5 protein-coding genes are annotated in these 12,971 nt (G+C 55.6%); 4 read left to right on the plus strand and 1 reads right to left on the minus strand.

All coding sequences use genetic code 11. The annotated features are described in order from the left end of the window. Window positions 1-39 precede the first annotated feature (39 nt). The 4 genes from OOT55_RS16480 to OOT55_RS16495 are packed head-to-tail and all read left to right on the plus strand — an operon-like array spanning window position 40 to window position 7,206. Window positions 40-1,515 carry an ATP-binding protein gene (locus tag OOT55_RS16480; RefSeq protein WP_265366932.1) on the plus strand — a complete coding sequence of 492 codons (1,476 nt, stop codon included), beginning with the start codon at window positions 40-42 and terminating at the stop codon, window positions 1,513-1,515. Then, the gene (locus tag OOT55_RS16485) at window positions 1,512-4,175 is read left to right on the plus strand and encodes a Z1 domain-containing protein (protein ID WP_265366933.1); all 2,664 of its coding nucleotides are present in this window, start codon (window positions 1,512-1,514) and stop codon (window positions 4,173-4,175) included. The genes OOT55_RS16480 and OOT55_RS16485 overlap by 4 nt, the downstream gene beginning before the upstream one ends. Continuing rightward, complete coding sequence (locus OOT55_RS16490; protein ID WP_265366934.1) at window positions 4,165-5,139, plus strand: PD-(D/E)XK motif protein; 975 nt, start codon at window positions 4,165-4,167, stop codon at window positions 5,137-5,139. Before OOT55_RS16485 ends, OOT55_RS16490 begins: the two co-directional genes overlap by 11 nt. Continuing rightward, window positions 5,140-7,206: an AIPR family protein gene (locus OOT55_RS16495; RefSeq protein WP_265366935.1), complete on the plus strand. Its 2,067-nt coding sequence runs from the start codon at window positions 5,140-5,142 to the stop codon at window positions 7,204-7,206. A gap of 115 nt (window positions 7,207-7,321) precedes the next feature. On the opposite strand, the gene uvrA is transcribed toward OOT55_RS16495, so the two are convergent. Continuing rightward, window positions 7,322-12,862, minus strand: coding sequence for an excinuclease ABC subunit UvrA (gene uvrA, locus OOT55_RS16500; RefSeq protein ID WP_265366936.1), 5,541 nt, complete (start codon window positions 12,860-12,862; stop codon window positions 7,322-7,324). Window positions 12,863-12,971: the final 109 nt, after the last annotated feature.

The raw sequence follows: 12,971 nt of genomic DNA on the forward strand, positions 1-12,971 counted from the left end.
TTAGACTTAAGCTCATCCGCAGACTCTTGGAGCTGGATTATGGCAAGAGATTTTACGCACCCACCAAGCGCAGCGTGTCTAGTGGCGTCAATGCGAGACCTCGGGTACACGCTTGAGACTGCGATTGCGGATCTCATCGACAACAGTATATCAGCAGGTGCAGATTCCATTGATATTATCTGCGCTACTACCGAAGCACATCCTCTGGTTGCCATTCTTGACAATGGTGTCGGAATGACGGAGGGGGAGTTGAAGAACGCTATGCGTCATGGCGCAATCAATCCGAAGCAGGTCCGATCGCCTCAGGACCTGGGGCGGTTTGGTCTTGGCCTCAAAACTGCCTCGTTCTCTCAGTGCCGATCACTGACAGTGGTCAGCAAGAGGAATGGAGTTCTATGTGGGGCCGAATGGAATCTTGACCGTATTGACGCTGTTGACGAATGGGTTCTTTCACTTCTGGACGAAACAGATATTCACGCGTTGCCGTACGTCGAGCGAATTTCGGGTAGTGGTACCGCCGTCATCTGGCGCGAACTTGACCGACTTGTGGAGGACGAGGTAGGCAGCCGTCGAGACGAGATACTCAGTGAGAAGCTGGATGTCCTAGACAGACATCTCGCTCTCGTCTTTCACCGGTTTCTAGCTGGCGAGATCAAGGGGCAACCAAAAATTGCCATTACTGTCAACGGCCACTCTGTCATTGCTTTCGATCCCTTCTGCAGAAAAAATCCGGCCACACAAATTCTTCCGGAGGAAGTTGTTTATATTGGTGACATCGCTGTTCGTCTTCAGCCATATGTGTTGCCACATCATTCAAGACTGGCCACCAGTGAGTACGACTTCTACCAGAATAGAAGTGACTTCATATCAAACCAAGGCGCATATATTTATCGCAACGGCCGTCTCATGGCTTGGGGCGACTGGTTCCGGCTCATCCCGAAAGGTGAGGCTACCAAACTGGCACGAGTGCAGATCGATTTCCCCAATAGCTTGGATGAATCTTGGACCATAGATATTAAAAAGTCACGCGCTCGCCCTCCTCTCCCGGTGCGTGAGCGGCTTCGTCAGATCATTTCAAAGGTTTCGGGGCGAAGCACTACCGTGCACCGAGGCCGTGGGCAGCGTCTCTTCCAGGATGTTGCGTCTCCGGTATGGGAAAGGTACGTCGACCATGGCGGAATTCGCTATTCAATTAATGGTTCCCACCCACTGATCCAGCGGCTGGCGGAGCGAATTGACCAGGACGGGGAGAAGAGCCTGAATATCCTGTTGGCTGCGATTTCCGCATCATTGCCTGTCGAGATGATCTATTCTGATTATTCAACTCATCCCAAGGAAGTGAGTCAAGTGCCTGCAGGCCCTGATGTAATTGAGAGGCTTTGTGCATTGCGTGCGGCGTTGTGGGGAGACGCAACAGGAGATGGCGATGCCTTCCGTGAAATTGTCAGATCGACAAGGCTGTTTGAGCGACATCAGGAAATCGTTGACCAGTATATTGACCAGGAGTTTTCATGACTGCTATCCGGAACGAAAAGGAAAAGGGGTTAACTAGGGCTCTAATCACAGCTTTCGAGGGCCAAGAGGAAGTGCCTAAGAAAGCTGATATCGAAGCTAGGGCAAGGCAGCTTGCCCCTCTTCTGGGTTATAGCGGTGACCTTCGCCTTGCTGTCGAGGAAGCCATGATTGCGATCGATACATGGATGGGAGCTGGCGTCTCCCTAGTAGATAACGAGGCATATCATGACGAAGAATGGGTTTACAAACGTGACATCGAATGGACCTATTCGGATGCCTATGAAGGATACCTGAAAAACGAGAAGTGGCAGCCCAGCCTCGTTCAGAGGCTTAGCGACGTTGGCAGTAAAATTCTGGGGCAGTTGCAGGATCCAACTTGCGAAGGATCTTGGAACCGTAGAGGACTGGTCATTGGCCATGTCCAGTCCGGGAAGACCGCGAATTACATGGGGGTCATAGCGAAGGCTGCCGACGCTGGTTACAAGTTCATCATTGTGATCGCGGGAATTCACAACAACCTGCGAAAACAAACCCAAGAACGTATCGACGAAGGATTCATCGGACGATCCAGTGACCCGGAAAACCGGGTCACCATCGGCGTTGGGAGAGAGCGTGATTATCCCTATCCAGCCACTCTCACCAATATTAACGAGGACTTCAGCAAGAATACTGCAGCCAAGAGCGGGTGGAAGATCAATGACTTCGGAAAGCCAATCATCCTTGTTATCAAAAAGAATGTCCGAACCCTCGAGGCTTTACACAAATGGCTGAAGGAGCTCAACGCTCAGGGGGACGGACGTATATCGGATGTCCCGATGCTGTTGATTGATGACGAGGCCGACAACGCGTCAATCAATACAAATAAGGAGGATATCAGTCCGACTCGTACCAACGCAATGATTCGTCGGATTCTCGGGCTCTTTGCGAAGTCCTGCTATGTTGGCTATACGGCTACCCCGTTCGCAAACATCTTTATCAATCCAGACGCCTATGACGATGACGTTCGGGAAGAGCTGTTTCCGAGGGATTTCATATATTCCCTAGATGCACCGAATACCTACTTTGGCCCGGAAAAAGTGTTTCTCGACGAAGAGTCTAGCTCAGCCGTGCTACAGGCCATTACTGACTGTGAAGATTATCTACCGTTCTCGCACAAGAAGGATGACGCTGTTGTCGACCTTCCCTCAAGTCTATACAGGGCGATGGACCAATTCATTGTTGCACGTGCAATCCGAAACCTGCGTGGGCACTCTGAAAAGCACTGTTCGATGATGATTAATATCTCCCGCTTTGTCTCCATACAGCAGGAAGTCAGAAACTTTATCAGTATCCGTGAGAAAAAAATTCGGGAGGCTGTCAAGGCAAACTACATGATGCCCGAAGAGGTCTCATCCCGGAACCACTACATGATATCACTTCGGGAGGTTTTTGAAAGTGAGTACTCGACTTGTGGGTTTGAGTGGGATGAGGTCAAGACGTCTCTCATGGGGGTATTCGAAAGTCTGCGTGTTTTTGTTGTAAACAGCAAGAGCGACGAGGTGCTCGATTTCAAAAAATACGAAAGAGATGGTGTCGGACTCACCGCTATTGCCATTGGCGGACTTAGTCTTTCTCGAGGATTGACTATAGAGGGTCTGACTATCAGTTACATGTACCGCAACACCAGAATGTACGATACGCTGATGCAGATGGGGCGTTGGTTCGGCTATCGTCCCGGTTTTGAGGATCTCTGTCGCGTATATCTGTCTGAGGACTCGATCAATTGGTACTCACATATCGCGGAAGCGTCTGAGGAGCTTAGGGAACAGATAAAACGGATGCGCCGTGATGGCATGAGTCCGAGGCAGTTTGGACTTTATGTCCAGTCGCATCCTGATAGGCTGCTTATCACGGCGGCCAACAAGATGCGTACTGGGGAAGAGGTAGTGTTCAATCAGAATCTTACAGGCAGTATCAAAGAGAGTACCCGACTCCCAGTGGACTCGAAAGTTAATGCTCATAACGAAGCTCTCATTCAGGAATTCTGGCGGTCTGGATTCGGCGCTGAGGTGAAAGAGACACAAAAAGGCTGGTTTGTGCCTGATGTAAGTGTTGACCAGATATCAGATTTTGTTACAAGGTTCAGAGTTCATTCTGGAATGGAAATCAGCAAGAAAGCTGTTTTGGATTATCTCTATGCTATATCCAAAAAATTCCCACATGGTGATGTTCTGTTAATTGCTAACAGAGGGCTTGGAGACGCTGGAAAATTCATGCTTGAGCCACAGAGGCGCTCTGCCAAAAACGCGACACCCAGCGGATGGATTTTATCCGGGTATCGTCTAGCTAGTCGTGGGGATGAAAAGCTTGGTTTGGCTGATGTACAGCTTGAGCAAGCAGAAAAGCAAGCGGAAAACGATCCAAATAGTAAGGCCAATAAGCCGTCGGACATTCACTATCGAACCGTCAGAAATAAGCCACTTTTGATGATTCATGTTCTTGAACCTGTAGATACAGAACTTGTTGAACTGAAGGGGCAGCGCGTCCCGGCGTTTGGTGTAAGTTTTCCGAATGACCTTTTTGGTACCGAGATCAAGGTGGTTGCCAATCGCGTCTGGGTGGAACAGATGTATGGTTCGTTTGAGGATGATCCGGACGCGGAGGATGATTATGACGACTAGAGCTACGCCTTGGGAGCAGATTGCTGAACCTCGCTCAGACTATAATGTCAGGCGGATATCTGACACGACAGGGATACCACTCTACTGGGGAAAGGATGCAGTGGGTCAGCGTCTTTTCATTATTGAGCTGGAAGGTGACCACGCTTACCAATACCGTCGTGATGTAACCCGTCTGAATGGAATCAGGGTCGATCTTCGCAATGGTGAGAATGACAAACAGCAGCGCTTAGTTCTGACGCTTTCCCGAAATGTCGATAGTGACCTTTTCCTCGGACTGTGTGAAACGTTGAAATCCAGTCTGGCTTCTGTAGTGGATTCCGCCGTTGCGCTGTCAGTTACCCTTCAACACCTGAAGCGATGGAAGGCCTTTCTAGCAGGAAAAAAAGCTAGGTTGCTCACGACCGAAGAGATTCGCGGTCTATTTGCCGAACTCTATGTTCTTCGTCAGCTGTACTTGTGTCGACTGACGCAGGACGAGGCTGTAGATGCGTGGTGTGGGGCTGACGACTCACATCAGGATTTCATTTTCGGTAACGTTGCCATAGAAGTGAAGTCCCTCTCCGGTCGCGAGAGGAACAGTGTCCGCATATCGTCCGAGGATCAACTCGAGGCATTGGTGGACCGCCTGTTTCTGATGACGGTGCGCCTGATAGATATGCCGGATGCGGAAACGGCACGCTCGCTGAACGACATCGTTGCATTGATCGAGAAGGAGCTTGTCACTGCCGAGGCTATTGAACAGTTCTCTGAAAAGATTGCCGGTTGTGGGTATGCTGCTCTGACAGACTATGATAGACCACGTTTCGCTGTTGGCGGCACCAATGGATATGCGGTAACAGACGAGTTTCCCAAGATTGTCCGGTCTCGGATATCGAAAGGACTGGTCCATGTGGCCTATGATATTCAATTGGAGGTAATATCTCCGTTTGCCTGTAAAGATGACGAAATATTTGGGAGGTCGTGAGTGGAGACAACAATCGCAGAGTTCTTTCATGACTTCCGCCAAGAACTTCTGTCTGGTGCTGAGGCGGATGGCAACTTCCAACTCTCTGAGTTTATGGAAACCATCGCGAATGAGCTTATCGAAACAGGCGTCACGGAAGGTTTTGAACTCTGCCATTTTCGTGCTCAACGCGGAATGCGAGTGGATGGATATTGGTTTGACGACGAGGGTGTTCTAGATCTTTTTGTCGCCGACTTTGAATTCCGCAATGAGCTGACATCCCTGACCAGAACGGATGTCAATGCTGCGTTTAAGCGTGTTTCCAACTTTTTTGAGGCAAGCATCCGAAAAGGCTTGGCTGACGAGTTGGAGCTCACTTCACCCGAATATGGGCTTGCGAGGCAAATTGCCGACCGAAGGGGGGCAATTAGTCGGCTCAGACTGACCTTATTTTCTGATCGCACGTTGAGCGAAAGGATTAAGGAGCTGCCCGATTCGGAGGTGTCGGGCGTTCCTGTCAGCTATCAAGTCTGGGATATTTCACGCCTTCATCGGCAGAGAAGCTCGCGCAGCCACAAGGAGCCTCTCGATCTCGATTTCGATCAGATGTTTGGGGCCGGCATCTTCTGTCTGCCGGCTCACTTGGGCTCTGAAGCTTACCAGTCCTACCTCATTGTAATGCCGGCCGAAGTGCTCGCTTCGCTTTATGAAAGGTTCGGTGCACGGCTACTAGAACAGAATGTTAGGACATTCCTTCAGGCTCGAGGCAATGTTAATAAGGGCATAAGGGCTACGATACTTAACGAACCGGGAATGTTTTTTTCCTACAATAACGGGATCACGGCAACCGCACAGGGCGTTGAGACCAAGATAACGGATTCTGGTCTTTCGATAACTAGAATCATCGATCTTCAGATAGTCAATGGTGGTCAGACAACTGCTTCGCTGTTCCATACGCGAAGGCGCGACAAGGCTGACCTTTCTCGAATATTCGTTCAGATGAAGCTATCCGTAATCGATAGTGAGGACACCGAATCCGTGGTCCCGAGAATTTCTGAGTATGCAAATACCCAAAACCGGGTGAATGCAGCTGACTTCTTTTCCAACCACCCTTTCCACGTGCGAATGGAAGGGTTCTCCAGACGCATCTGGGCACCGGCTCAGAAAGGCGCGCAGCGTGAGACAAAATGGTTCTATGAACGAGCGCGTGGCCAGTATGCAGACGCTCAATCAAAGCTTACACCCAGTGAACAGCGTCGCTTCAAAGCGGAGCATCCTAAGCCCCAGATGTTCACAAAAACCGACTTGGCCAAATTCGAGAATGTCTGGGACGATCATCCCAGATACGTAAATCTCGGTGCTCAAAAAAACTTTGCACAGTATGCGCGGCGCATCGGTCGGGAATGGGAAAAATCCCCCGACGGCTTCAATGAGTCCTACTTCAAGAGGGCGGTTGCACGAGGATTGATTTTCCGTGCGACTGAAAAGCTGGTTTCAGTACAGCCTTGGTACAACGGAGGATATCGTGCCAATATCGTTGCCTACACGCTTGCGGTGCTGAATGGTATCATAGAACGACGAAAGAGACGTCTCGATTTTTCTCGAATATGGAATGATCAAGGTATCGATGCCACTTTGGAAGCCGCCGTCTCCATTGTTTCCCATGCGGTGAATGAGGATATTACCCGGCCCCCGGGTGGCATCTCAAACGTCTCTGAATGGTGCAAGAAGGAAGCCTGCTGGGACCGGATCCAGGATCGAATGGTTGAGATTGAAAGAAGCCTTCCGTCCAAATTCTTCTCTCAGCTCCTGTCTTCCGATGAGCAGGCAGCGGAGGATCGAACTGCGAAGCAGACCCAAAGGATCGACGACGGTATAGAAGCACAGCGACAGGTACTGGAAATTCCTGCCGAGGAATGGACGCGCCTTCATCAGACTCTTAATGAAAAGGCGCTTTTAACCCCGAAGGAGATCGGCATTCTAAAAGTCGCCATACAGATTCCAGCAAAAATTCCCTCTGAAAAGCAATGCGCGGTACTGCTTGATCTTTTGGAGAGAGGGAAAGAGGAAGGGATAATAGTCGGTTGATATGGAGTAGTCCAGACTTGATCTGACAGACACCTTCGGAAAAAACGGTAACTGTCAGATCAAGCCTAGGCTACTACAGATACGCTTCGCTTATCTGCCGGTACCCATGTGGGATTTAATTCAGTATTTCTCTTAAATACTGACCAGTATAAGACCGCTTTCGCTTGACCAGGGTCTCAGGCCTACCTTGGGCGATAACTTTGCCACCCTGGCTGCCTCCTTCCGGCCCCAAATCAATCACCCAATCCGCCTCGGCGATCACATCCAGGTTGTGCTCGATCACCAGCACGGAGTTACCGGCATCCACCAAGCGGTGCAGTACGTGCAGGAGTTTGTCCACGTCGGCCATATGCAGGCCGACGGTGGGTTCATCGAGGACGTAGAGGTTGTGGGCTGACCTTCGGCCTTTGTTGTCTTCCGGGGTCATGTTGGCTTTGCTGAGTTCGGCCACCAGTTTGATCCGCTGGGCTTCGCCGCCGCTCAGGGTCGGGCTCTGTTGGCCCAGGGTCAGGTAGCCCAGGCCCACGTCCTGCAGCAGGCGCAGGGCGTGGTGGACTTTGCTGATGGGGGCGAAGAACTCGACCGCCTCGTCGATGTTCATGGCGAGGACGTCGCCGATGTGTTTGCCTTTGTATTTGACGCTCAGGGTTTCGTCGTTGAAACGCCAGCCGTGGCACACGTCGCAGGGAACGCGCACGTCAGGCAGGAAGTTCATTTCGATTTTCTGTTCGCCCTGACCGCCGCAGGCGTCGCAGCGGCCGTCGCCGGCGTTGAAGGAAAAGCGCGCGGGGGTGTAGCCGCGCAGGCGGGCGTCCACGGTGCCGGCAAAGAGTTTGCGGATGGTGTCCCAGATGCCGATGTAGGTGGCGGGGCAGGAGCGCGGCGTTTTGCCGATGGGGGTCTGGTCCACTTCCAGAATACGGTCGACGCTTTCCCAGCCGGTGATCTGGCTGGCGCCGGTCCAGGTCTGTCTGGTTTTGCGTTTCTGGGCGATGGCCTGTTTGAGGTTCGGGTACAGAACGCCCCGTATCAGGGTGCTTTTGCCGCTGCCACTGACGCCGGTGATGGTGACCAGTTGGCGCAGGGGGATGCTGACGTTGATGTTGCGCAGATTGTTCTGCGTGGCGCCTTCGATGTGCAGGCTTTCTTTGTCCCAGAGTTTGCGCATCTCAGCGTTGCGCAAATCGGGCATGGGGTGGCGCAGGGGCTCGGAGAGCATCTGTCCGGTGAGCGAGCGCTTGTTGCCCATCACCTGTTTCAGGCTGCCGTGGGCCACGACTTCGCCCCCGTTGATGCCCGCGCGAGGGCCCATGTCGATCAGGTGGTCGGCTTCGCGAATGGTGTCTTCGTCGTGTTCGACCACCACCACGGTGTTGCCCTGTTGTTGCAGCTCGCGCAGGGTGTCGATCAGCTTGCGGTTGTCCCGGGTGTGCAAGCCGATGGTGGGTTCGTCCAGAACGTAACACACGCCCTGGAGGCTGGAACCCAGTTGCGCGGCCAGGCGGATGCGCTGGGCTTCGCCGCCACTCAGGGTGGGGGCGGCGCGGTCCAGGCTCAGGTAGTCGAGCCCGACTTTCTGCAGGAACTGGAGGCGGCTGTGCATTTCCGCCAGCAGGTCCCGGGCGATGGCCTGCTCATTGGTTTTCAGTTTGAGGGTCTTGAACCACTGCTCGGCGGCGTCCACGGGTAGGGAGGCCAGCTCGGCAATGGAGCGGTCCCGGAAGCGCACGGCGAGGGCCGTGGGGTTCAGGCGCTGGCCGTTACAGCCCGGGCAGATTTTTTCCGTACCCGCTTCTTCGTCCGGCAGCCAGGTGCGCTCCTCGCCGGTCTGCTCTTCGTCAAAGCCCTTGATGATCTGCCCGGTGCCGTAGCAGCGTTGGCACCAGCCGTGTTTGGAGTTGTAGGAGAACAGGCGCGGGTCCAGTTCATCGAAGCCGTCGCCACAGCTCGGGCAAGCACGTTGAGTGGAGAACAGGCGTTCGCCGGCGGCCTGCTTGCCCGTACGTTTATCGACGGGCGCCACAATCACAATGCCGTTGCCGAGATCCAATGCCTGTTTCAGGCCATCCATCAAGGCCCGTTCGTTCCTGGCGGAAACGGTCACGTCGGTGAGCGGCAGCTCGATGTTGTGTTCGCGGTAGCGGTCCAGCTTGGGCCAGTTGTCGGTGGGCTGGTACTCGCCGTCCACCCGCAGTTTCGTATAGCCACGGGCGGCGGCCCATTCGGCCAGTTCGCGGTAGATGCCCTTGCGCGCGACCACCATGGGCGCGAGTAACGTGACCTCCCGGTTGCGGTAATCTTTCTGCACCCGCGCGAGAATGGCGGCGGGCGTTTGCGGCTCGATCGGCACCTCGCATTTGGGGCAGTGCTGGGTGCCGAGCTTGACGTAGAGCAGACGCAGGTAGTGGTAGATTTCGGTCAGGGTCGCCAGGGTGCTTTTGCGGCCGCCGCGGCTGGTGCGCTGCTCGATGGCCACCGCCGGGGGGATGCCGTAAATGGCATCCACGTCCGGGCGCGAGGCGGGCTGCACAAACTGCCGGGCATAGGCGTTCAGGGATTCCAGATAGCGACGTTGACCTTCGCCAAAAATCAGATCGAAGGCGAGGGTGCTTTTGCCACTGCCGCTGACACCGGAGATCACCGTGAGCTTATCCCGCGGAATGGTGACGTCGATGTTCTTCAGGTTATGTTCGCGGGCATGGTGCACGCTGATCACCTGATCGGTTTTGCGTTTGCGTTTTTTCGCGGGCGCGGGCAGAGCGACCCCTTGGGTCAGGGACTCGTCGTACTCGCGCAATGCCCGGGCGGTATAACCTTTGTTGCTGGCCATGATCTCGTCGGGTGTGCCCGCCGCCAGTAGCTCACCGCCGGCGTCGCCGCCTTCCGGCCCAATGTCGATCAACCAGTCTGCGGCGCGAATCACATCCAGGTTATGTTCGATCACCAGGAGCGAATGCCCCGCCGCCTGTAGCTGACGGAAGGCGCCCATGAGGGTGGCGATATCGGCAAAGTGCAGACCGGTGGTGGGTTCGTCGAACAGAAACAGGATGTGTTCTTTGTCTTTGGCTTTAGTGTTGGCCAGGTGGCCGGCGAGTTTCAGGCGCTGCGCTTCACCGCCACTCAGGGTGGGCACGGCCTGGCCCAGTTGCACATAGTCCAGGCCCACGTCCGCCAGCGGTTGCAGGCTGCGTTGGACCTCGGGTTTATCATGGAAGAACGTCAGTGCTTCGGCCACGGTCATGGCCAGGGCGTCGGCGATGGACAATGCCCGGCGGCCCTCGTCGGCATCCTGCAGCAGTTTCACTTCCAGAATTTCATCGCGGAAACGTTTGCCGTCGCAGTCCGGGCAGCGCAGATACACATCGCTCAGAAACTGCATTTCCACATGTTCGAAGCCGTTGCCCTGACAGGTGGGGCAACGGCCGTTGCCGGAGTTGAAGCTGAAGGTGCCCGGGGTATAGCCGCGCTCTTTGGCCAGGGGAGTGGCGACAAACAGCTTGCGGATGGCGTCGAAGGCGCCCACATAGGTGGCCGGTGTGGAGCGGGTGGTTTTGCCGATGGGGCTCTGGTCGACCATCACCGCCCGGTCGATTTTGTCCAGCCCGTCGATGCGTTGGTGCGCGCCGGGCGCTTCGGTCTGTTCGCCCAGGTGTTTGAGAATGGCCGGGTAGAGTATTTGGCGCATCAGGGTGGATTTGCCCGAGCCGCTCACGCCGGTCAGACACACCAGCTGTTGCAGCGGAATGGTGACGTCGATGTTTTTCAGATTGTGTTCGCTGGCGCCGCGAATGGTCAGCGTCTGTTTTTCGGTGGCGCCCTCAAGAGCCCGGGGGCTCGACACCTGTTCCTTGCCACTCAAGTAGCGGGCGGTGAGGTTGCCCGCCTTGCGCATCAGAGCGTTGGGCGTGCCGAAGAATTCGATATTGCCGCCATGGCGGCCCGGGCCGGGGCCGATGTCGAGGATACGGTCGGCGGCGAGGATCACCTGGGGGTCGTGCTCCACCACCAGCAGGGAGTTGCCGGCGTCGCGCAACCGGTGCAGGACTTTGACCAGCCGCTGGATATCACGCGGGTGCAGGCCGGTGCTGGGCTCGTCCAGCACGAACAGGGTGTTGACCAGTGAGGTGCCCAGAGCGGTGGTGAGGTTGATGCGCTGCACTTCGCCGCCGCTCAGGGTGCGGGACTGGCGGTCCAGGGTCAGGTAGTCCAGGCCCACTTCGCACAGGTAGCCCAGCCGCGAGCGGATTTCTTCCAGCAGCAGTTGGGTGGGTTCGTCCGCGTTGGCGTCGCCCATTTGCTCGAAAAAGTCGGCGCAGCGAACCAGGGGCAGACGCATCACATCGGCAATGTTGAGACCGGGCAATTGGTTGAACCGATCCGCTGCCAACGTATTGCCCCTGGGCATAAAGCGGGGGCGACCGGACAGCGCCTGTTCGGCCGCCTCCAAGGAACCTACCCGCCACCAGAGCGAGGCGGGTTTCAGGCGGGCACCGCCGCAGTCCTGGCAGGGCGTGTAGGAGCGATACTTGGACAGCAGCACCCGGATGTGCATTTTGTAGGCTTTGCTTTCCAGCCAGTCGAAAAATTCCTTGATGCCGTACCAGCGCCCGCTGCTCCAGGAGCCTTCACCCTCGCCTTGAATGACCCACTGTTGTTGCTCGTCGGTCAGCTCCGCCCAGGGTTTGGTGATGGGGATGCTGCGCTTTTTGGCGAAGCGGATCAGGTCCCGTTGGACTTCGTTGAACGACGGCGTCTGAATCGGTTTGATCGCGCCGTCTTTCAGGCTCAGGCGCTCGTCCGGAATCACCAGACCGTAATCCACGCCGATGATGCGGCCGAAGCCCCGGCAACTGTCGCAGGCGCCCAGAGGCGAGTTGAAGGAGAACTGGCTCGGCGTCGGCTCCGGGTAGTCGATATCGCAGCTCGGGCAGTGGTGGTGGCTGGAGAAGCGCTCCGGCTTGCTCACGGTTTTGTCGGCGCCCATCGGGTAGATCAGCACATGGCCCTTGCCGTAATGCAGGGCGGTTTCCACCGCCTCGGTGAGCCGGCCCCGGTTCTCGTCGGTCAGCTTGAGCCGGTCCTGTACCACTTCCACCCGGCTGCCATCACGCACATGGATGCGGGCGTAGCCCTGCTGGTTGAGCAGTTGCAGCACCTCATCGTCGCTGAGCGTCTCCGGCACGGTAATGGGCAGGCAGATCATCAGCCGCTGATCGTTGGGCCAGTCCCGATAGAGCGCTTCCACCACGCTCTGGGCGGTGTCGCACACCACCTCCCGGCCACAGCCCTGGCAATACAGATGGGCCAGGCGGGAGAAGAGCAGCTTCAGGTAGTCGTTCAGTTCGGTCATGGTGCCCACGGTGGAGCGGGACGTGCGCACCGTATTGCTCTGCTCAATGGCGATGGCCGGTGGGATGCCGTCGATCAGGTCCACCGCCGGCTTGTCCATCCGGTCCAGAAACTGCCGGGCGTAGGCGGAGAAGGTCTCCACGTAGCGGCGCTGGCCCTCGGCGTAGATGGTATCGAACGCCAGGGTGGACTTGCCCGAGCCACTGACGCCGGTGACCACCACCATCTCCCCCAGGGGGATATCCAGATCCAGGTTCTTCAGGTTGTTCTGGCGGGCGCCGCGGACAATGATGGCATCGTGGGACATAAGCGGGGGCAGACTCCGGAGTTGGCAGAAGGGCTCAATATACGGGAATTAGACATTACGACCAAGGGCGCCGGTTGGATGTCGGAGGCTGCCTGTTATACTTCGTACG

Source organism: Marinimicrobium sp. C6131 (assembly GCF_026153455.1).
GTDB lineage: Bacteria > Pseudomonadota > Gammaproteobacteria > Pseudomonadales > Cellvibrionaceae > Marinimicrobium.